Origin of the sequence: Microvirga arabica (assembly GCF_016811235.1) — a bacterium.
GTDB classification, from domain to species: domain Bacteria; phylum Pseudomonadota; class Alphaproteobacteria; order Rhizobiales; family Beijerinckiaceae; genus Microvirga; species Microvirga arabica.
The window spans coordinates 77071-98297 of sequence record NZ_JAFBID010000010.1 but is presented as its reverse complement, the minus strand read 5'-3'; the positions used below and the strand labels follow the sequence as shown (position 1 = coordinate 98297).

Genomic DNA, 21227 nt, shown 5'->3' with positions numbered 1-21227 from the left:
GAGGGTAACCTGCAAAGCAGGTCGGGAGAGGGGCCGATTTCGACTCATGCCTCCCCCTCTCCCGGCTCACTCCGTTCGCCACCCTCTCCTGCAAAGGGGGAGGGACAGGAGCATTCCATGACCGAACTGTCCTTCATCCATCGCTTTGAGCCCACCACGGATGCCAAGCGTCCCCCACTCCTGCTGCTTCACGGCACAGGCGGCGACGAGAACGACCTTCTGGGTCTCGGTCGCATGACCTCTCCCGGTTCCGCCCTGCTCTCCCCGCGCGGCAAGATCCTGGAGAACGGCATGCCGCGCTTCTTCCGGCGCCTCGCTGAAGGCGTGTTCGATGAGGAGGACGTGCGGTTTCGCGCGAATGAGCTCGCGGATTTCGTCGCCGAGGCACGCAAGGCCTATGGGCTTGAGGCTCCCATTGCGGTAGGCTTTTCCAATGGCGCCAACATCGCCGCCGCCATGCTGATGCTGCGCCCGGAAGTCTTGGCCGGTGCCGCGTTGCTGCGGGCCATGGTGCCGCTGTCCCAGGCTCCCGATGTGGATCTTGCGGGCAAGCGGGTGCTGATGATCTCGGGCGCTATGGACCCGATCATTCCGGCGGAGAACGCGAAGCGGCTCGCCGCGTCGTTGTCAGCATCCGGCGCCGGGGTCCAGCACGAGATCCTGTCTGCGGGCCACAACCTGTCGCAAACGGATCTGCAGCTGCTGGTGCGGTGGTTCGCCGAATAGCGGCTGACTAGAGGATCCGCTGTCATTCCGGGACGCCGCAGGCGAGCCCGGAATCCACAAACACCACGATTCAGGAAGAGGCTCTCGCGTCTCACCTCCTTCTTCACCGTTAGCGGTTATGGATTCCGGGCTCTGCTGCGCAGCCCCGGAATGACAGTGAGGCATGATTCCCACCGTCATGGCCGGACTCGTCCCGGCCATCCACGTTTCAGGAAGCTCCCAAGGCTCCAGTCTCGAAGAACCGTTCCATGGCCTCCTCGGCGGCCTTGATGCAGATGCCGCGGCATTCGAGCCAGGCATCGTCGAAGTGGGTGCTGCGGTAGCGCTCGCCGGAATCACACAGAAGCGTCACGACGGAACCTGTCTCGCCGTTCCTCACCATCTCGCCGACGATCTGCGCCACAGCCCAGAGATTGGTGCCCGTGGAGCCGCCGCAGGAGCGGCCGATGCGGCGGGACAGAACCCGCGCGGCCGCGATGCTCGCCGCATCGGGCACCGCATAAGCGCGGTCGATGAGTTCCGGCACAAAGGACGGTTCGCAGCGCGGGCGGCCGATGCCCTCGATCACCGAGGGTGGTCCTGAGACGGTGCAGACCTCACGGTCGGCCAGATGCCGGTGGAACACGGAAGCCTCCGGATCCGCGAGGCACAGCCGGGCGGGCAGGCGCCGGTAGCGGATATAGCGCCCGAGGGTCGCCGAGGTGCCGCCGGTCCCTGCCCCCACGACGATCCAGCTCGGGATCGGATGCTCCTCATGGGCCATCTGGCTGAAGATGGATTCGGCGATGTTGTTGTTGCCGCGCCAGTCCGTCGCCCGCTCGGCGTAAGTAAACTGGTCCATGTAGTGGCCGCCGAGTTCCTCAGCGAGCCGCGCGCTCTCGGCGTACATCTCGGCGGGTGAATCCACGAAATGGCTCTCGCCGCCATAGAAGGCGATCTGCGCGATCTTCTCGGCCGATGTGGAGCGCGGCATCACGGCGACGAAGCGCAGGCCCAGCATCCGGGCGAAATAGGCTTCGGACACGGCGGTCGAGCCGCTCGATGCCTCGATGATCGTCGTGTCCGGCCCGATCCAGCCGTTGCAAAGCCCATACAGAAACAACGACCGCGCCAGCCGGTGCTTCAGGCTGCCTGACGGATGGGTTGACTCATCCTTGAGGTAGAGCTCGACACCCGGCACGGCCGGCAGCGGCACGCGCAGCAGATGCGTATCCGACGAGCGGTTGAAATCCGCTTCGATGATCTGAATGGCGGTGGAGACCCAGGCGCGGTTGCACGATGTCTTTAGGGGCATCTGTCGATGGGCCTCGCGAAAAGCGCCCGGACTGGAGGATTCCACGTCTGGGTTTGTCGGGAGACGCCTTAACCGAGGTCGGATGTCCGGCGCAATGGCCCTAAGGGCGCACGGCGGCCGTGACGGCAGATTGCTGAGAGGTCTCCACCGGCGCCACCATGGAATGGAGGCTATCAGCGATGAGCTGCGCCATGCAGTCGTAACCGCGGTCGCCCATATGGAAGCCGTCGCTCGACAGCATGGATCCCAGGATATCCGGCGACCTCTCGCCCCAGGCCTTCATCAGGCTATACCGCGAGAACACCGGCACCTGCTCGGCGGCCCCGGCCGTGCCGACAAGGCGAACGAAGCGCTCATAGCGCCCGAGGTCCTTGATGGCGGGAAAATACTGCTGGTCGACGAGAAGAACTTCGACACCGGCAGCCTGCGCGGCATCGATCCCCTGCCGCAGAAGACTGGAAAACTGCCCCTCGTCGCCGCCTTTGACTGCGTCGTTCGTACCCACCTGCCAGATGATGAGGTCCGGTTTGTCCGATTGGAGAAGAGCAGCCTCAAGGCGCCTGACGGTCTCCGGGATCGTCTCCCCGCCCCTACCGGCATTCTCGATGTTGACCTTGCCCTTCCAGATCCGGGTGAGATCCGCCTGGAGCTGGACCGGATAGGAAAAGGCCGGGGAGGATGCCCCGATGCCCTGTGTAGAGGAGGATCCGATGGCCAGGATCCGAACGGGCTCGCTCTTCTTGAGCCGGGAAGCCAGACGCTCCATCTTGGCTTGTGCCGACAGGATCGGCTTGACGCCAGGACAGCCCACCTCATCCGCCAGGGCGGAATGGCTCAGGGCTATGACCAGGAGGGACGCTAACGCGGAAGTTGCCCGGGTGAAACCGACACAAGGCCAGATTGTCCGGCGCGCTCCAGCTTGGGAGCGGTCGAGCCTTTCTTTTTCCATTCGAGATATCGTGCCAGTCCGAGAAGTGCGAGAATGCCGAAGAGGGTGAATACCATACCCACGACATGGGGACTAGCAGAGGACTTGACGGCGGCCAGCGTCATCATAACTTCCCCGGCAGCACTCAGGACGGAGCCGACCGCGAAGACCGGCAGGGCATTGCGTCCCAGGCGGGCCATCTCGGTCCCGAAGGCGGTCGTTTCCAGCACCTGCCCCATGCGAATCTGCGTCACCACATAGGCAAGCGCCAGAAAATGGAGCATCCGGCCAAGGCCAAGATCGCTCTTGACCAGATCGAAATTGACGAAGGTACTCCAGAGCAGGTTCGGATAGAGGCCGAACGCATCAGTCATGGTGACCGTCGATACGGCGAGGAAACCGACTGCTCCTGCGAACGCGTAGCGCTGGTAGGGCACGCCCCTTTGAACCAGGAAGGCCCCTGTGACGATGCCGACCGTGAACAGGAGCTGCCAGGCGAAGGGGTTGAAGAACCACCGTCCCGGATCGGGCCAGCTCGGGAGAGCGAGCACGTCGGCGCGGGCAAGAGCATAGACAGCAACCGACACGGCGAGCGCGAGCGCGACGTGGATCCTCATCAGGACCATAGCCACCGGCGCCCACAACATGAGCGCAATGTAGAGCGGAAGGATGTTGAAGTAGCCCAACTGGTGGCCGAGCAGAAGCACACCCGTGACCCCGCGCGCCGTATCGTCAAACACGGTGCCCCTGCCGTGAGCTTCAAGCATTCCGATTTCGTCGCTGATCACATAGCCGACGGAGAACAGCGCCACTGCCGCTCCTGTCATGATCAGGTGTACCCGGTAAAGTTCCAGCGACCGGCGCAGGCAGCGTTTCATCACATCGAAAGCACCGCTCTGCGGCATGCGGGGATAGTAGACGAGCGCGACGGATAAACCTGAGATGAACACGAAAGCCTCGGCCGCATCGGAGAAGCCGTAATTGCGCGGCGTCAGGTGCTCGAGGATGTTGCCCGGAACATGGTTGACGAAGATGATGACGAGGACGAGTCCGCGCCAGAAATCGATTACCGTGTTGCGGCCGCCTTTGGCGTGCATTCCCGATCCTCTGAGTTTTTTTGATGACGGCAGAACGCCGGAAACGGCTAAGGGATCCGATGCTCGTCATCAACTCTTCGAGACAGATTCGGTCCGCAAACCCGTATCACAAATCCGCGACTCCAGGGCAAGCGTGACAGAGCACCGCGCATGATCATTTTGACGGGCAAGGTCTCGCGCGCTAGCCTTCAACACTGCTCCTGCTCTTTCCTCTTTCAAGCTCAAAAGGAACACCCGTGCGAAGCTGCATCGTCGCGCTTTTCGTCGTCACGTCCATGGCTGCCGCGGCAGCCTCAACCGGGTTAGCACGTGCTGAGGAGACGCGCTCTCAGCATCAGGACTGGATCCGCAAGCTGGAGACGCCAGGCGGCACATTTCCATACGTTCTGGAGATGGAAGTGGAGCCTGCCGACTCACTGCTGATCGTACCAAACGGAACAACCTCACAGCATAGAACTTGGCTGAGAAAGTTGGAGACACCGGGAGGAACGTTCAGCTCGTCGCTCTAAACAGCAAGACAGCCCCGGAGCAGTGCTCCGGGGCTGTCTTTCATCGTGAGGAGAAGCTGCTCGCCGTCAGAGCGGAATGTTGTCGTGCTTCTTCCAGGGCCGCTCCGTTTCCTTGTGCCGCAGCATCGCAAGCGCCCGAGCAATCCGCCGCCTTGTCGAGTGCGGCATGATCACTTCGTCGATGTAGCCGCGTTCCGCCGCCACGAAGGGGGACATGAAACGGTCTTCGTATTCCTTGGTGCGGGCCGCGATCTTCTCGGCATCGCCGATATCCTGGCGGAAGATGATCTCCACTGCGCCCTTGGCGCCCATCACGGCGATCTGGGCGGTGGGCCAGGCGTAGTTGACGTCGCCGCCGATATGCTTTGAGGCCATCACGTCATAGGCGCCGCCGAAGGCCTTTCGTGTGATCACCGTCACCAGCGGCACGGTGGCTTCGGAATAGGCGAAGAGCAGCTTGGCGCCGTGCTTGATCAGGCCGCCATATTCCTGCGCGGTACCCGGAAGGAAGCCCGGTACGTCCTCGAAGGTGACGATCGGGATGTTGAACGCATCGCAGAAGCGCACGAAGCGGGCGGCCTTGCGCGAGGCATCCGCATCGAGCACGCCGGCCAGCACCATCGGCTGGTTGGCCACGAACCCGACCGTGCGGCCTTCAACCCGGCCGAAGCCGGTGATGATGTTTTTCGCGTAAGCTTCCTGTATCTCGAAGAAATCCGCCTCGTCCACGACCTTCAGGATCAGCTCCTTCATATCGTAAGGCTTGTTCGGATTGTCGGGAATTAGCGTATCGAGGCTGTCGTCCACCCGGGCCGGATCGTCGAAACTCGGGATCTCCGGCACGCCATCCATGTTGTTGGTGGGCAGGAAGTCGATGAGGCGGCGCACCTGCAGCAGCGCCTCCACGTCGTTGTCGTAGGCGCCGTCCGCCACGGACGACTTGGTGGTGTGGACCTTGGCGCCGCCGAGTTCCTCCGAGGTCACGGTCTCGTTGGTGACGGTCTTCACCACGTCGGGACCGGTGACGAACATGTAGGAGCGGTCGCGCACCATGAATATGAAGTCGGTCATGGCCGGCGAATACACGTCGCCGCCCGCGCAGGGGCCCATGATCACGGAGATCTGCGGGATCACGCCCGAGGCGATCACGTTGCGCTTGAACACCTCGCCATAGCCGCCAAGCGCCGCCACGCCCTCCTGGATGCGGGCGCCGCCGGCATCGAACAGGCCGACGATGGGCGCGCGCATCTTCAGCGCCATGTCCTGGATCTTGGTGATCTTCTGGGCATGGGCCTCGGAGAGCGAGCCGCCGAAGACGGTGAAGTCCTTGGCAAAGACGAAGACCGTGCGGCCATTGATGGTACCCCAGCCGGTCACGACGCCGTCGCCGGGGATCTTGGCCTTGTCCATGCCGAAATCGGTGGAGCGGTGCTCGACGAACATGTCGAACTCCTCGAAGGAGCCCTTGTCGAGCAGGAGCTCGATGCGCTCGCGGGCGGTCAGCTTGCCGCGGGCGTGCTGCGCCTCGATGCGCTTCGTGCCGCCGCCGAGGCGGGCCTGCGCGCGCCGCTCCTCAAGCCGTTCGAGCATGTCTTTCATGGCTGGACCCTGACTCCCGGGGAAAATGATCCCCCGCTTAGCACAGCCGTGGCTGGGTCAAAATCCCACTATGGGTGTGTGCTCCACAGCACTTCTCAGGCGGGCCGGAGCAGGTTAGGAGTCAAGAACTGTTACGTTACAGCGGTACTGAACATGAACAAGACCACCCAATTTACGGCTCTCGCCGTCTCTCTGTCGCTCCTGGCCGCTGGCTGCGCCAGCCGCTCGGAGGATGTCGCGGCGTCATACGTCTCGCCGACGACCTACAGCAGCTACAGCTGCCGGGAACTGAGCGCAGAGGCTCAGCGCGTCAGCGCTGCCGCCGCCGCCGCTTCCGGCGCGCAGGATTCGCAGCACACGAAGAATGCGGTTGCCACCACGGCCGCTCTTGTCATCTTCTGGCCTGCCGCCTTCTTCGTCAGCGGCAACAACGCCCAAACAGCCGAACTCGCTCACCTGAAGGGCCAGATGCAGGCCGTTGAGGCCGCGTCGATCCAAAAGAAGTGCGGAATCAGCTTCCAGCGTGCGTGACGCAGCGGAAGAAGGCAAGTCGAAGCCGCCGATGCCGAGTGCGTCGGCGGCTTTTCTATGCCTGCTGCGTCAGGCGATAGACCAGGGATGCGGCCCGGAAGTCAGCCTCGCGACGGCGGCGGCGCTCCATGGCTTCGTAATCCTCGCCCCAGACGCTCTCCTGATACAGCTCGTCCACATGGGCAGCAGCCCAGGCCTGATCCGCGTCGAGCTGCCGCTCCGCATGGGCAAGGGCGATCAGAACCGAGCCTGACAAGGTCGTCATCACATGCAGGGCGGCGAGCGCGAAGGGCGATCGGATCTGCTCGATCGCCCGGCGGATGGCCGCGACCGCCTCTTCCGGCTGCGCCACATGCATCACGCCCTCGCCTAGGGCAAAACGGGCGCCGTGGGCGTCCTTCGCCCAATCGAGCACTGGGCTCCAGGCGTCATCCTGAGATTTGGCGAGGCGCTCGGGCTCGCCGGCCCGGTAATAGACGAGATCCGATCCGGCATAGCGAACGAGATCGTCAACCACCTCGGCCGTTCGCGGCGCAACGCCGTCGATGGCGGAGTTGACGATGCGGGTGACTGGCATAGTGGAGGGATCGATCTCGCCCCCCTGCCCCTGCCATTCCTCCGCCAGAGCTTCGGCCAGCGCCCGAGTGGGTACGGCCAGGGCCTGCTTGCTCGGCGTCTTCGCCGTACGGCCGTCAAGGGTGAGGTGGAACAGCCCGTCCCGCTCCACGACGCCGGCCTCCTTGTAGAAGCGCTTCGGCAGGGCGGGCTTCATGCCGGCTTGGGCGGCCCGCATGGGGTTGGGTTCCTCGTCCGAGGGGAACCAGTCGTGTGAGTCTGTCATGGGGCGAAAATAGTCGCTCCCGTCGCCCTCTGCGAGGGATGCGATGAAAATTCCTGAGGGTTGAGGCTTAACCCGCCTACCACCGGATCCTCAGTTCCCCACCCACGGACCAGCGGCTGAACGGCTCGTCGTCCTGTCCCGCATCGAAGTTGCCGTCGTCTTCGGACGAGCGCGCATAGGAGACGAGGTGGCTTGCGTAGAGTGCGAAGGTCGCCTGGGAGGTGAAGTCGTAGTTCAGGCGTGCGGAGGCATAGGATACGAAGCCCCCCTCGCCGGGCTCGCTCCAGCCGTAGCCGGCAGCCCCCTGGAGATCGAACCACCATCTCTCGGCCAGTGGCCCATAGAAATGGACGCTCGCCTCCAGGGACTGGTAGCGCTCGGGATTCCAGTAGCCGTTGTCGACCACCTCCTCGAACTCGAAGGCCGTGTAGCGCGCGCCCAGCCAGAAATACGGATTGGCCGTGAAGCGTTTGGCGAACTCGACCTGCCCCCAGGCCCGTTCATTGCCATCGGAGTAGTGGCTGTAGATCGCCTGAGCGTTGAAGCGGGTCGCGTTGTCCGGCGTTATGAGAACCTTGAGGCCGAAATCGTTCGCCAGCACATCGTTTACGATGGAGCGGGTGTTCTCGTCCGCATAGCGGCGTACCAGGTTCAGGTCGAACCGGAGCAGGTCGGACGGTATGAGGCTTAAGGTCGTGTCGTGGGTGAGCGTGACGTCCTGATCGTTTTCTCCGTCGGGACGGTTGCGTCGCGCCTCGTCCTCGAAGTTCAGGAAGATCGACGACTTGAACTCGACATGGTCGCCGAACCTGTGCTGACCCGCGATGCCGATGCTGGACATGTCAACGCTCGGGAAATCGTCACCCCGATAGCGCATGAAGCGGGCCTGGGGCCCAAACTTCGTCAGGCCATCGTTGAAGGTCAGCTCGTGGGAGGCCTGCAGCGACCAGATCGCGAGATCGTCCGAGCGGCGGGCGTACCAGCTCTCGATACGGGTCAAAGGCCGGCGTTCTTGATAGAGCTGATCGAGCAGCGCCAGGGCGCCGGCATCACCCGGCTTCTGTGCAAGGACAGCCTTAGCATAGTCCTCGGACAGATCCGGGCGCCCCATCTCCCGCCGTGCCTGGGCGGCGATGAAGAGCGTGGCGGGATTCCGGTCGCCGCTGGCGAGAAGAGGCTCGAGCCGGGCGAGGGCTGCCTGAGGCAGCCCCATAGACCTCTCGGCCGTGGCGGCGCCGCGGATCGCCTCCACATTGCTGGGCTGGAGCGAGAGAACCACCTCGAAGTCAGCCAGAGCCGCCCTGTGGTCCGTGATGTCGTTGAGGGCGTTGCCGCGCCCGATGAGGGCATCGATGTCGTTGGCGTTCGAAGCCAGAATTTCGCTGAAAACCGGAAGCGCAAGCTTCTGCTGCCCGCTCCAGGCCAGGGCACGAGCAAGCCCAAGCCGGGCATCCCGCCTCTCCTGCCCGTTCAGGTCACCGCGCTGAAGCACCTCCTGGAAGAGCGGGATGGCTCTCAGCGGCTGGCCCGCATAGAGCACCTGCTCGGCATATTCCCGCAGCAGTTCCCGGCGGCGTCCAGGCATGACGGTCAATGCGCGCTCGAAGAGGTTCACCGCTTCGGCGTTGCGGGTCTGCCCGGCGGCCTGGCGTGCTGCGCCCACAAGAGCATCCGAGAAGGCCTTGCGGGTCTCTTCGTCGCGCGGGTTCTCTCGGAATAACGGCTGCCAGGCGGCGATGGCCTCGCGGAACTGGTTGCTCCAGAGGAGCGCGAAGGCAAGACCGCGCCGGACACGCCGGCGCTCCGCCTCAGGGCGCTGGCCATCGCGCAAGGCCTCTCGGTACAAGGGCACCGCGCCCGCGGGATTGCCCGAATAAGCTGTCTGATCGGCATATTCCGGCAGGAGTTCCTGCCGTCGCTGCGAAGCGGTCTCGATGGCTCTCCGGAAGAAAGCAGCGGCATCGGCATTCCGGGTGCGCTCAGCCGCCTGCCGGGCGGCACCCACATAAGAATCGGAGAGCGCCTTGCGCGCCTCCGCATCGCTCCGGTCGGCCTGCAGGATGTTGCCCCAGGCCTCGATCGCTTGCTGGAACTGGCTGCTCCACAGGAGCGCGAAGGCCAATGCACGGGTCGCCTGCTGACGCTCCCCCGGGGGCAGATCCCGGCGGGCGAGAACCTCGCGATAGACAGGAACGGCCCTACCCGGCTCTCCGGAGAAAGCGAGTTGGTCGGCATATTCGCGGCCGATCTGTGCTCGCTTCGACGGATCGAGCCCAATTGCCCTCTCGAAAAGCGAAGCGGCTTCCTTGTTTGCGCCGCGTCCTGCCGCTTCTCGGGCCGACGCGATAGCCGCATCGGCGGGCGAGGCTGGAGCGACAGCGGGTGCTTGTTGAGCCGGTGCTGGAGCAGCCTGCGAAGGCTGTGCAGCCTGTGCACGGCCTCTTTCGACACCGGCTCGGGCCTCTGCCAATCCCTGCCTGACCTGAGCATCGTCAGGCGCTGCCCGAAGCACATCGTCTAGAGCCGCGACGGCGGCCGGAAACTGGCCGCTCCACAGCAGTGCAAAGGCCAGTCCCCGCCTCAGACGGCGCTGCTGGTCTTCGGGACGGCTGCCGTCCCGCAGGGCCTCATGATAGAGCGGCACGGCCTGATCGGGCTGGCCGGCATAGGCGGTTTGGTCGGCGAATTCCGGCAACAGCTCCTGGCGGCGCTGCGGCGCCGTCTCAATGGCACGGCCGAAAAGCGTCCTGGCGTTTGCATTCTCGGAACGTTCACCAGCCTGTCGGGCTGCTCCGACAAGAGCGTCTGACAATGTATTCCTGGCTTCGTCGCTGGCAGGGTCTGCTCTCAGGCGAGCCTCCCAGGCGGCAATAGCCTCCTGGAACCGGCTGCTCCACAGGAGTGCGAAGGCCAGTCCACGCTCGGCGCGTTCGCGATTGGCTGTATCGAGAGCGGGATCGTTCAGCCGCTCGCGATAGAGAGGCACGGCATCCGCAGGCCGGCCGGCATAGGCGACCTGATCCGCATATTCGAGCAGGAGTTCGTTCCGACGTTCGGGAGCAGCGGTGATGGCCTGCTCGAAGAGACGAGCGGCCTGCTGGTTTTCGTTGGTGGAAGCAGCCTGCCGGGCCTGCTCCACTATATCCTTGGCAGTTTGGGCCAGAGCAGGTGACGCAGCCAGCCCGAACCCACAGAGGAAAGCGAGGCTTGCGAACCGGGTACGAAGGGCAAGCCTACGCTGATGCATCGTCTCAGAGTCTCGAATCACACATTCAGGAGGGGCAGTATCTGGATTTTGCCCTTATGGCAGGTAAAGATCGGATCTGGCGAGAGCCTCGCCGCTCCTAACTTTCTTTCCTAGAAAATAGCCTATTCTTATCCCAGACCAGAGGCATCTTGCCTCCAGCGTATCTTCTGGAGACGTCTTTCTTGTCCCGTCCCTTGTCCCGCTTTCAGAGTCAGACCCCCTGGACGCCGCTTCCTTTTTCCCCATGGCACGAAACACTGTGGCAGTTTCTGTGCGTGGGGAGCCTCGTCTTTGGAACATGGTATATCGGCTGGCGGTGGCTCTACTCCATCAACTATGACGCTCTCTGGTTCTCGATCCCTCTCCTGATCGCCGAGACGGGGTCCTTCATCGGCCTCGTCCTCTTCACGGCGAATCTCTGGAGCGCTCAATCGCCAGTGCGCGCTCCCGTGCCAGTGACTGTGCGCGACTGCACCGGTGATGCGGAGGTGCCGGACAGGCCCGTGTCCGTGGATGTTTTCTTCGCAACCTATAGTGAAGATCCAGAGCTCGTTCGCGTCGGCCTGCAGGCGGCCAAGAAGCTCACCTATCCCCACCCCATCAATGTGCAGATTCACGTCCTTGACGACGGAAAGCGTCCGGCCATGGAGGCGGTCGCCCGGGAAGAGGGAGTAAATTACCTCACCCGCTCCGACAATGTGGGCTTCAAGGCCGGCAACCTCAGGAATGCCATGTCCTCCACGTCCGGGGACTTCATCCTGATCTGCGATGCCGACATGCATCCGTTCCCCACATTCCTGGAAGAGACGCTCGGCTATTTCAGGGATCCGAAGGTGGCCTGGGTGCAGACACCGCACTGGTTCTACGACATCCCTCCAGGCATACCGCTGCCGGCCGCGCTCGGACGTCGTCTTGGAGCGGTGGGTCGAGGAATCGGCAGAGCGTTCGAGCGCGTCTTCGGGCCGGTTCAGATCGGCGAGGATCCCTTCGCCAACGATCCACAGCTTTTCTTCGACGTCATCCTGCGCCGTCGCAACTGGGCGAATGCGAGCTTCTGCTGCGGTGCGGGTTCGATCCACCGGCGTGAAGCCGTCATGGAGGCGGCGCTTCGCCAATGGTCCGATCAGGTTGCCGCTGCGGCCGGGCGGAATGAGAGGGCCGCCCGACAGCTGACCGGCGAACAGGCCATTACCGATTCGATCAGCGATGTCATGCGCTGGCAGAGCGCCCTGGAAGAGGAGTTCCAACCCTACAAGTTCCACGTCTCCGAGGACATCTACACGTCGATCGTCCTGCACAGCGACCGTGAGCGCGGGTGGAAGTCGGTTCTGCATCCCGTGGTTCAGGCGAGGATGCTGTCCCCCAACGACCTTCTCAGCTGGACGATCCAGCGCTTCAAATATGCGGGCGGCACCTTGGACATTCTCGCCCATGACAACCCGTTGTTCCGGCGCGGGCTGACGCTGCCGCAGAAGCTCATGTACGGTTCGACCTTCTACTCGTATCTGTCTCCGATCTGGAACATCGTCTTCCTCATCTCGCCCATCGTGTTTCTGTTCTCGGGCATTGCCCCGGTATCCGGCTACTCGCTCGATTTCTTCGTGCATATCGCGCCGTTCCTGCTGCTCAACGAGCTGTCGCAGCTCGTTGCCATGTGGGGCAACTCGAACGCCAAGGGCCGTGCCTGGTATCTCGCCATGTTCCCGCTGAACATGCAGGCGCTCTGGGCCGTCGTACGCGGGAAAAAGATTTCGTTTCCCGTCACGCCCAAGGACCGGCAGGTTGGAACCTATGGCCGTCTTGTCAGGTGGCAGATCGCCCTGGTCGCTGTCACCATGGCAGGTCTCGCCTGGGGGTGGGCTGCCTATGGCATGGGACGTGAGGGCTACACGCTCGGGGCGATGATCGCCAACACCCTCTGGGGTTTCAGCAATGCCCTGTCGATGCTCCCGGTAATCCGGGCGGCCTATTGGCAGCCCGATCCCGAGTTCGAAGCTGCAATCGTGGAAGGCGCGCTGCCGTCGCAGGGGGCTTAAGCCCAGACCTCGTCTAGGGTGTCGGACGTGACGAACACCCGATCGAGCGTCGTGAGACGGAGGAGACGCTGCGCCTGAGGGCTCGGTGCGATCAGACGCAGATCGCCCTCGGCTTTGCGGGCAGCCTTGAGACCGGACACCAAGGTGCCGAGCCCGGTGCTGTCTATGAAGGAGACCTCGGACAGATCAACGGCAAGACGGCTTTTTCCGTCAGCCACTGCATCCTTCAGGCGAGCCAGGACATAAGGGGCCGCCGCAGCGTCCAGCCGCCCTGACAGGCGGGCAAGGGCAATCCCCTCGGCCGTTTGTTCCATCTCCACAATCATCTTGAACCACCATAGGCATGAACAGGCCAGAACCGCTCAGCGGCTCCGGCATCGCCGCCCGTCTTTATCGCAAAATCTGTGACAGTAGCCCTGAAATCCGACGTGAACCGGAAGATCACGGGAACCTGGGATCGGTAGCAGGCAATCGACTCAAGGCGCTTCTGGAGGGTCTTCGCAATGGGCATAATGACGGGCTCTCCAACCGCATTTCCGAGAGCCGTCAGACGTGCCGCGACACCGGCAGGCGTGTGGATCGCATAGGGACAGTCTTCATAGGCGAAGACCTTGACGCCTCCTGATGCGAGGCGCCGGCCCGTCTCGAATACCAGCTGATGATCTACGTGAGAGCCAATGCCCAAGGGAACGAAGACCTGCATGTCGTCGCGCCATTCCGGCAGCTGGCGCATCTCCTCAGCGAGATGAGCGGCGAGTTCCAGCTCCTCGGGCTTCAAGACCCCGAAAAGCTCGGGATCGGACTTGTAGCACTCTCCGCGATAGATGGCATCCGGCAACCCGAGCCAGCGAACGGAGGATCCAAGAGCCTGGGCTGCCTCTGCATCCTCCTGACGGCGAATGGCTAGGACCTGCTCTGCGTCCTTAACCTTCCACCGCTCATGCTTCCAGGCGGCGAACTCACCAACCATCTCGTCGACCAACTCGCTGGCAAATTCCGTGATCATGCGCGGCTCATGCCCGCCCTCTGCCAGGAGCGCCAAGGTTCCGCCACAGGAGAGCGGAACGTCATCGTAGTGCGGCTGGATGAAAAGCGATGGTCCAAACACGAGAACACTCACAGGCCTGTTTCACTCGCCAGTCCCTTCCGCCTCACCTGGGTTCAGGAAGCTTTCCAACCGGCCGAGCAGACGAATCGTCCCAGACGGATTAACCCGAATTGGGGAGGATCGCACCAGAATGCAGATGCGGATGATGGGATTGTGACCGAACGGTAAATGTTACTATGTTTCAAAAAGACAAGGGACTCTCGCTCACCCTTGTTGCGCATCTCTCTTGCCTTGTCGGGCACTGGCCGATTAGGTTTCCGACCTCTTCGCACGGGCCCGCCCGTGGCGGAGTGCGTACCAAGCTTACCGGAGGCTCAACGTTGACTTTCAGAGAAGGCCTCCTCAAGGCCCGAGGGCAGATCACTTTCATCGCGGCGCTGGCGATCTCGACAGGCATCATCATCTATCTTGAGACCCTCGACACGGAAGAGCGAATCCAGGGGCGCGTTGCATCTGAACTCTCACGTCAGAGGAATGCTCCCCCAAACATTTCGCCTGTGGTCGAGGCAAGAGTGAGAGCCAATCTCCAGCGGACGGAAGCGATCTACTCGGCTGAGCCGATTGCCGCAGCCTCCCGAGCGGCTTTGCTGACGTCGCTGGCGTCCGCCGTTCAACTCAGCATCCTGAGGCCCGAGGATGGGCTGGCGCGGGCCCAGAGGGTCATTGCCGACATGGAGCGCCAGACAGGCGAGGTCACGCCGGTGCTGGTCTCCGCCTTGGGGGCCGCGGCGGTGGCGTTCCCGATTCTGCAGGAGAGAATCGCAAGCCTCGCGTCAGCGCCGTAAGTCGGAGACCCGTTACGACAGGGGCACGATCCGCTTGACCATGCGCAGGCGGTTCTCGGATTCGCTCGAACGGTATTCGACCTCATCCATGTTCATGCGGATGAGCGCCAAGCCCATGCCCCCTTCGGGAATATTGGCAATGTCGGTTTCATCGAAGGTGAAGGCATCCTCCGAGGTGCTGTCCAGCACCTGAGGCGGCATGGGGGGAGCATGGTCGATGATCTCGATCACCACCTGATCGGCCTGAAGCCCGACCGCCACTTGAACGTCTTTGCCCCGCTCGCCGTGATACCCGTGCTTGATGACGTTGTTGATCGCCTCGACAAGGCTGAGTTCCACGGCGTCCTGGTCGTCCGGGCTGAGCAGATCCTCGCAGAGTGCCCGAACGGCGCGGGCGAGGAGCGATACCTTGTCGAGATCGCTGTCGATTGAGAGGCTGATGGAGGAAACCATCGTGGCTCTTTCTGCGCTCTGGCGGCGGGAAATTAGGCGGAAAGCTGTTCGACCGCGGAATCCACGCTCTGATGAAGAGCAAAAACGCGGTCCATTCGGGTGAGCGTGAACAGGCGGCTGACGGCCCCTGTGGCGCCCGCAACCGCCAGGCTCCCCCTTGGCCCAAGACGCTTGAGACAGGAGACAAGGGCCCCAAGGCCGGAGCTGTCGATGAAGTCGACTTGGCTCAGGTCGAGAACGATCTGGTTCTGTCCAGCCTCAATGCACCGCGTCATCTCATCTTTGAATGCCGGAGCCTTGCTGGCATCGATCCGTTTCTCCTCAACCCGGACGACGAGAACATTATCGCGTAGATCAGTGGACAGCATGCGCAGGCATCCTTTCGGGTAAGCGCTCCAGCATGAGAACGCTCAGGTCATCATCCAAGGTTTCAGAGCCCCGCCAGTTGCGCAAGACGTCATCGAGCCTGTCCAGAAGAACGGCGCTTGGATCTGCGGCAGCTTCGCGCACGAGCGCGCACAACCGGTCTTCGGAGAATTGCTCGCCGGACTGATCTTCAGCCTCGACCAGCCCGTCGGAATAGATGAAGAGGCGATCGCCCGGACCCAGGTCGAACTCCAGCCTCTCGTAGGAGGCGGCAGGCAGCATACCGACGGGAAATCCCCCCTCGCCAATCATCTCGACGGCGCCGTTGGAGCGGATCACCAGCGGTGAAGGATGCCCCGCCTGAATGATGCTGGCACGCTGCGTGCGGGCGTCGATCTCACCGAGAATCATGGTGAAGTAAGGCAGATCCTCGGGCCACTCCTCGTTGATCTGGACGGCGATCTCCTCCAGCGGCGTCCCCTGGGTCCGGGTCAGAATCGCTTGCGACAATGCATGGTGGCAGGCAACCGACACGAGCGCTGCGGCGGCTCCATGACCGGCGACATCGACCTGGAAGAACCCGACAGCGCCATCTGTGCGCCGCACCACGTTGTAGGTGTCGCCGGCGATAAGGCTCGAAGGGCGGAACAGGCCATGATATTCCACACCGTCGACCCGCGAGGATGGCGGCAGCATCGTCCGTTGGATGACGGCGGCAGCCTCCAGATCTTTTTGGAGCTGGCTATAGGCCTCCCGAAGGCGCCCGTGGAGGATTTGCTTCTCGTTCTGGGTCCTTTGCCGTTGGATAGCATTGGCCTTGAAGACCCGCAGCGCATCATTCATCTCGCCGATCTCGTCCGCCCGAGAGAAGCGAGGCAGGGGCGTCTCGAGGTCGTTGTCCGCCAACCTGAGCATGGTCTGACTGAGGCCCTCCAAGGGCCTGACCACCCGTCGGCGCACCACCAGAATGCTGGCGAGCACGGCGGCAGCCCCCAGCAGGAGCAGCATCGACCACAAGGCGACGGACCGTTGAGCCCGTCTGAGCTCAGCCTCAAGCCGCTCCCGCGTACTGCCAAGCAGCTCCCGCTGCATCAGCTCGATGTTGCTGAGCGCCCTTCCGGTCAAGTCATACCATTCCGCGGGACCTAGCGTGGGCGGCACCTTCCCAAGGAGTGCCGCCAGCAGGGATCTTTGAAGCGGCGCGAAGGTGGAGCTGTAGTTCTCATGAGTTCTTGAGACGATCCCCTTGACCCTCTCGCTCAAAGGCACCGACATCTGTCCGTCGATGAGTTCCCAGGCCAGTGCCGCGCGGCCGGCATTTTGACTGATCGCGTCAATCTCGAGCCCTCCGACTTCGGATGGATTCTCGAGTGCCCGGCTCATCAAGGCCTGGTTTCGAGCGATGCTCTCACTCAGGATGGCGGCAAAAGCCCTTAAGTTGGCCTCGGTTCTGAGCACAGGATCGAGCGGCCTCTCCCGTTGCAGAATGGTCATCCGGGATGATTGCAACTCCTCCACGAGGCAGGTGGCCTCCTGGAACCAACGCGGGGCGAATTGCTCCGCTCCTGAGCTCTCTGCAATTCCGAGAAACCCATCTGCCTGCTGCCTCAGGATTCCGATGTCCTGTCGGATGCGCGATACGGTCTTCAGGCTGCTGGCGGTGTTGCTCAGCGACGCCTGGGTGGCTGTGATCTCGCGCTCAGCTGCATTCAACAGGTCGTCCACCTGTCGCCGCACGTCGCGGAGTTCCACGAGGCCGCTGGCTTCGTTCCTCTGTCCGATCAGCAGCATGTATGTCTGGCTGCGTTCGTTCGCGAGAGCCTCCGTCCCGAGCAGAAGCCGTTCCCGTACCGTATTCGACGCCACCATCCTTTCCGCCGTTTGGTATCCGAGCAGCTCGTCGCGAATCTGGACCGCGACGGCGATCAGCAAGGCAGCACCGAGGAATGCCGTCAGGATCAAAAGGATGTGGCGGATCTTCATGAAGCGGGTCTGCAGCGGTATCGCGGTGGGCGGAAGGTTATCTGTGATATCATTCGATCAGGGGAATGAAGAATGCACAATGAGCCAAGGAAGAGCAGCTTGTCGAGCGCCGCGGCTCAAAACCGTGTGCTTTTCGGCACCGCTTTTTGCACCTCCGACCTTCTGTCGCAACCTCTCACCCGGGCGATTCTGTACAATTGTTCTGTTGTTACGCCTGAGTATGAGTTGAAGTGGGATGCCATATGCCGGGAACATGGTCTTCCTGAGTACTCGGCCGCCGACGAATTGGTCTCCTTTGCATCGCGCAACGCCCTTGCGGTCCACGGGCATACCCTCTGGTGGCACGAGTCTATCCCGGCATTCCTCCAGGCCGGGACCGTGGATCAGTTCCGGGATGCCGCACTGAATCATTTGAAGACAACCGTGACCCGGTATGCCGGGCAGGTCCATTCCTGGGATGTTGTGAATGAGCCGCTGGAACCTGCCGATGGCCGAACTGATGGCCTGCGCTTAACACCCTTTCTTGCAGCTTTCGGCCCTGATTATATCGCGACTGCCTTCCATCAGGCATCTCTGCTGGATCCCAAGGCTATTCTGGTTCTCAACGAAATGGGGCTCGAATACGCCTCACCGGCCGCTGAACGGAAGCGCCGGCAGATGCTCGCCCTGCTCGAGCGGGAAAAAGCCAAGGGCTCCCCGATTTCCTGCCTCGGCATCCAGTCCCACCTGACCGCCCTGGAGCAGCCCCGGGACCACCCGGAACTGCGAGCCTTCCTCCGGGAAATCCGAGCCATGGGCCTCAGCGTCATGATCACAGAGATGGACGTGTCGGATCACCTTTGCCCCCGAGACCGGAGGCGGCGCGATGCCATCGTGGCTGAGACATATCGGTCTTACCTCGATCTCGTCTTCGAGGAGGCGGAGGTTATCGCCGTGAGCACCTGGGGCCTGACTGACGACCGCACGTGGCTGAACGGCTTCCGGCCCCGGCCCGACGGTGCCCGGCAGCGCCCGCTCCTCTTTGACCGGGCCGTTCGAAGAAAACCGGCCTGGCACGCGGTCCAGGATGCCCTCCTGAATGGGCGGCGAACCGGCGCCGGGACCCGGTTGGGCTCCATTATAGGAACTGATTAAGGCAGGTAGGTTACTAAGGATAGTGATGGCTTACGTTCCGCTTTAAGTGGACTATACACCGACTGAACACCAACCTTCTGTCCGGCACCATCTCTCAGAAGAATATGCTTCATCAAAGAAGCACTCAGGACCCAAGAACAATGTCCTTTCCAATTGGCCCCAATGAGGAGGAGCGCCTGCGGATCCTCCTCGAGACCGGCGCTCTCGATGCCAAGACAGACCCGGCGCTGGACAAAATCTGCGAAGAGGCTCGACTGCACTTCGATATCCCGATTTGCACTCTCACCCTGCTGGACAAAGTCAAGCAGCGCATCAAGGCGGCGCAGGGCATGGAACCGGGCGAGACGCCCCGGGACGTGGCCTTCTGCAACTATACCGTCCTGAGCGACGAGGTTTTCGTTATCAACGACACCTCGGCGGACGACCGCTTCAAGGATAGCCCTTTAGTGACCGGCGCCCCATTCATCCGATTCTACGCTGGAGCTCCTTTGATCTTCCTGAAGAACATCAGGCTCGGTGCCTTGTGCCTGATCGACACCAAACCCCGCTCCTTCTCCCGAGGCGACAAGGCCGAACTCCAGCTTTATGCCGACAGAGCCGTCCGTCAGATCGCCACCACTGAACTCGAGAAGAGAGGCTGATGCCGCCTGCATGGGCTCAGATGCCCGGCCCAGAGCTTGGTAGCAAACCGGCCAAAATCATCAATCGCGCACAACACCTTTCTTCAAGATGATATTGCCATAGAGCCTTCGTTCACCCGTTGAGACGATGGCGTAGGCAGCTTTGGCCTGCTCATAGAAGGCGAAGCGCTCAAGGCTTGCGAGACGAAAGTTCGAGCCTTCATGACGCGCTAGGATGGCGCGGAACTCATCGAAGATCGGCTGTTCCGCCTGGGGATCGCCAACCACTTCCATGCGCCAAGCGGCCTCCGGCACGAAATCGTCGAGGGGCATCACCGACAGAATCGCATTGGTGACGTCCGTCGCCGCCAGCCCGTCGAGCCGCACGAGACGCCGGGCCATGGCGGCCGCCGGGAAGTTGGCGTCGACAATGGCAATGTCGTCGCCATGCCCCATTGAGCGCAGCACCATCAGCAGATCCGGGGAGAGGAGAGGATCGATGTTCTTGAGCATGGAAGATTATCCTGGATTGTACTGGCGACTCGCCTCGGGATCATCGGAGGAATAGGACAGAGGTGCCAGTTCGTCCCAGACTGCTTCCGGGATGGAACAGCGTGCCCACTCGAGAGTCTGAGCAACCCGTTCAGGCTTGCTGACGCCGCAGATCGTCGAGGTGATCCGCTCGTCACGCATCGAGAATTGCAGGGCGACTGCGCCGGGCGGAACGCCATGCCTGGCGCAGATGGCCTCGATCCGACGGATCGGGTCCAGCACGTCTTCTGAGGCCTCCTGGTAAACATACCGTGGGTAGGACTCGGAACCCTTCGCCAGCACGCCCCCCGCGTAGGGTGCCGCGTTGAGAACGGCGATGCCTTTCGAATGGGCGAAGCTGATCATGGCGTCCGCATTGCGGTTGGCCAACGTGAAGCGGTTATGCGTGATCATCGCGTCGAAGTCCCAGTCGCGCAGGAGCGGCATCATGACGTCAACCGGACCTGCTGCGAGGCCAACCGCTTTGACCAAGCCTTCCTCCTTCATTTTGAACAGCTCCGGGAGGGCTCCCAGCGTGCCGGTAGTGACTTCCAGCGAGTCGGCGTGCTCCGGATCGTGAAGATGAAGGAGGTCGATGCGGTCGAGCCCGAGGGCCCTGAGGCTTTCCTCAAGGGACTGTCGCGCCTGGGAGGCATCGAACCGGTTAGTTTCCGGGTCGCGATCCAGCTTGGTCGAGAGGACAAATCCGTCCGGCAATCCCCCACGCTCGCGAATGACATCGCCGATCCGTTCTTCGCTGCGACCGAAACCATAGATGCGCGACGTATCGAGAAAATTCACAGGGCCCGAGAAGATGGCCCGCACAGTCTCTCGAGCGCGATCTTCGCTGACGTCATAGCCATAGGTTCCGGGCATGTCCCCCAAAGATGAGGTGCCGAAGCAGATCCTTGATACCGAGAGATTCGTGCGTCCGAGAGGGGTTTTCTGTACCGGGTCGATGGGCATCTGATCACTCCGTTCGCGCCTCTCGACAGCTTCAATCCGAGTCCGGCGAGGACTAGGCCAAGCCTATGGCGCCGCCTCCGGGCAGGCAAGCGACGAGACATCAGGAGCGTCACTTAGGAGGAAGCAAGCATGTGTTACGGTGTTCTCGCCTGCCCCTTTCCTTTGACTAACATTTTAGTTGCTTGCCCCTGATGTTCATGAATATCATTCTGGCAAGAAAAGCTTTTGAGCTTTCGATCCGAGCCGAAGCCCGAAGGAGCCCACCAGAAAAGCTCCATGGGTACGGACCGTCATAGGGGGCGGTCGGGAGGAGCAGATGCAGGAGCAGGACAAAGTCCTGTTGGCGTCCGCAATGATTTGGAAGTCGGGCGGCACAACCGCCGCCGCATGGCTGCGCACGGAGGTTCCGAGCCTCGCGAGTTTTGCCGTTTATGATGCGGCCTCTGTTCCATGTTCGGTCTCCCGACGGCAGC

At 62.3% G+C, this 21227-nt stretch carries 19 protein-coding genes; 6 read left to right on the top strand and 13 right to left on the bottom strand.

Annotated features, from left to right (window positions below):
• Positions 1 to 117 precede the first annotated feature (117 nt).
• Positions 118 to 726 (top strand): alpha/beta hydrolase, encoded by a 609-nt coding sequence (locus JQC81_RS07845; RefSeq protein WP_203271257.1) that lies wholly within the window; start codon positions 118 to 120, stop codon positions 724 to 726.
• Between the two features lie 208 nt (positions 727 to 934).
• Here JQC81_RS07845 and JQC81_RS07840 read toward each other — a convergent pair whose 3' ends face one another.
• From JQC81_RS07840 to JQC81_RS07825, 4 genes are all read right to left on the bottom strand, one after another.
• Positions 935 to 2020: a PLP-dependent cysteine synthase family protein gene (locus tag JQC81_RS07840; protein ID WP_203271256.1), complete on the bottom strand. Its 1086-nt coding sequence runs from the start codon at positions 2018 to 2020 to the stop codon at positions 935 to 937.
• A gap of 100 nt (positions 2021 to 2120) precedes the next feature.
• Positions 2121 to 2831 (bottom strand): SGNH/GDSL hydrolase family protein, encoded by a 711-nt coding sequence (locus JQC81_RS07835; RefSeq protein ID WP_203271255.1) that lies wholly within the window; start codon positions 2829 to 2831, stop codon positions 2121 to 2123.
• A gap of 47 nt (positions 2832 to 2878) precedes the next feature.
• Positions 2879 to 4045, bottom strand: a complete 1167-nt coding sequence (locus JQC81_RS07830; protein ID WP_203271254.1) for an OpgC family protein — start codon at positions 4043 to 4045, stop codon at positions 2879 to 2881.
• Positions 4046 to 4620: 575 nt separating this feature from the next.
• Positions 4621 to 6153, bottom strand: coding sequence for an acyl-CoA carboxylase subunit beta (locus tag JQC81_RS07825; protein WP_203271253.1), 1533 nt, complete (start codon positions 6151 to 6153; stop codon positions 4621 to 4623).
• 153 nt (positions 6154 to 6306) lie between these two features.
• Between JQC81_RS07825 and JQC81_RS07820 the strand changes: the two genes are divergently transcribed.
• A complete protein-coding gene (locus tag JQC81_RS07820; RefSeq protein WP_203271252.1) occupies positions 6307 to 6684 on the top strand; it encodes a hypothetical protein in 378 nt (125 codons plus the stop codon).
• Positions 6685 to 6739: 55 nt separating this feature from the next.
• Here JQC81_RS07820 and JQC81_RS07815 read toward each other — a convergent pair whose 3' ends face one another.
• Together JQC81_RS07815 and JQC81_RS07810 are read right to left on the bottom strand one after the other, a co-directional pair.
• Complete coding sequence (locus tag JQC81_RS07815; protein ID WP_203271251.1) at positions 6740 to 7477, bottom strand: ATP12 family chaperone protein; 738 nt, start codon at positions 7475 to 7477, stop codon at positions 6740 to 6742.
• Between the two features lie 124 nt (positions 7478 to 7601).
• Entirely contained in the window at positions 7602 to 10772 is a 3171-nt protein-coding gene (locus JQC81_RS07810) for a tetratricopeptide repeat protein (protein WP_203271250.1), read from the bottom strand.
• 275 nt (positions 10773 to 11047) lie between these two features.
• Here JQC81_RS07810 and JQC81_RS07805 point away from each other — a divergent pair, with 275 nt between their 5' ends.
• Entirely contained in the window at positions 11048 to 12808 is a 1761-nt protein-coding gene (locus JQC81_RS07805) for a glycosyltransferase family 2 protein (protein ID WP_203271249.1), read from the top strand.
• Here the strand turns inward: JQC81_RS07805 and JQC81_RS07800 are convergent.
• Positions 12805 to 13122: an STAS domain-containing protein gene (locus tag JQC81_RS07800; RefSeq protein ID WP_203271248.1), complete on the bottom strand. Its 318-nt coding sequence runs from the start codon at positions 13120 to 13122 to the stop codon at positions 12805 to 12807. The two genes, JQC81_RS07805 and JQC81_RS07800, sit on opposite strands and share 4 nt — an antisense overlap.
• A gap of 8 nt (positions 13123 to 13130) precedes the next feature.
• Positions 13131 to 13916, bottom strand: a complete 786-nt coding sequence (locus JQC81_RS07795; protein WP_203271247.1) for a PIG-L deacetylase family protein — start codon at positions 13914 to 13916, stop codon at positions 13131 to 13133.
• A gap of 320 nt (positions 13917 to 14236) precedes the next feature.
• On the opposite strand from JQC81_RS07795, the gene JQC81_RS07790 reads away from it, so the two are divergent.
• A complete protein-coding gene (locus JQC81_RS07790; protein ID WP_203271246.1) occupies positions 14237 to 14701 on the top strand; it encodes a hypothetical protein in 465 nt (154 codons plus the stop codon).
• Positions 14702 to 14713: 12 nt separating this feature from the next.
• Here JQC81_RS07790 and JQC81_RS07785 read toward each other — a convergent pair whose 3' ends face one another.
• The 3 genes from JQC81_RS07785 to JQC81_RS07775 are packed head-to-tail and all read right to left on the bottom strand — an operon-like array spanning position 14714 to position 17503.
• Positions 14714 to 15154: an ATP-binding protein gene (locus JQC81_RS07785; RefSeq protein ID WP_203271245.1), complete on the bottom strand. Its 441-nt coding sequence runs from the start codon at positions 15152 to 15154 to the stop codon at positions 14714 to 14716.
• A 32-nt stretch (positions 15155 to 15186) separates the two neighbouring features.
• On the bottom strand, positions 15187 to 15522 hold the full coding sequence (locus JQC81_RS34290; RefSeq protein WP_203271244.1) for an STAS domain-containing protein: 336 nt from the start codon (positions 15520 to 15522) through the stop codon (positions 15187 to 15189).
• A complete protein-coding gene (locus JQC81_RS07775) occupies positions 15509 to 17503 on the bottom strand; it encodes a PP2C family protein-serine/threonine phosphatase (protein WP_203271243.1) in 1995 nt (664 codons plus the stop codon). Before JQC81_RS07775 ends, JQC81_RS34290 begins: the two co-directional genes overlap by 14 nt.
• A gap of 72 nt (positions 17504 to 17575) precedes the next feature.
• On the opposite strand from JQC81_RS07775, the gene JQC81_RS07770 reads away from it, so the two are divergent.
• Both JQC81_RS07770 and JQC81_RS07765 read left to right on the top strand, forming a co-directional pair.
• Positions 17576 to 18637 (top strand): endo-1,4-beta-xylanase, encoded by a 1062-nt coding sequence (locus JQC81_RS07770; protein WP_246520291.1) that lies wholly within the window; start codon positions 17576 to 17578, stop codon positions 18635 to 18637.
• Positions 18638 to 18777: 140 nt separating this feature from the next.
• Positions 18778 to 19278 carry a GAF domain-containing protein gene (locus JQC81_RS07765; RefSeq protein ID WP_203271241.1) on the top strand — a complete coding sequence of 167 codons (501 nt, stop codon included), beginning with the start codon at positions 18778 to 18780 and terminating at the stop codon, positions 19276 to 19278.
• A gap of 60 nt (positions 19279 to 19338) precedes the next feature.
• Here the strand turns inward: JQC81_RS07765 and JQC81_RS07760 are convergent, their stop codons facing one another.
• Entirely contained in the window at positions 19339 to 19770 is a 432-nt protein-coding gene (locus JQC81_RS07760; protein WP_203271240.1) for an RbsD/FucU family protein, read from the bottom strand.
• 6 nt (positions 19771 to 19776) lie between these two features.
• Positions 19777 to 20754 (bottom strand): aldo/keto reductase, encoded by a 978-nt coding sequence (locus JQC81_RS07755; protein WP_203271239.1) that lies wholly within the window; start codon positions 20752 to 20754, stop codon positions 19777 to 19779.
• Positions 20755 to 21227 lie beyond the last annotated feature (473 nt).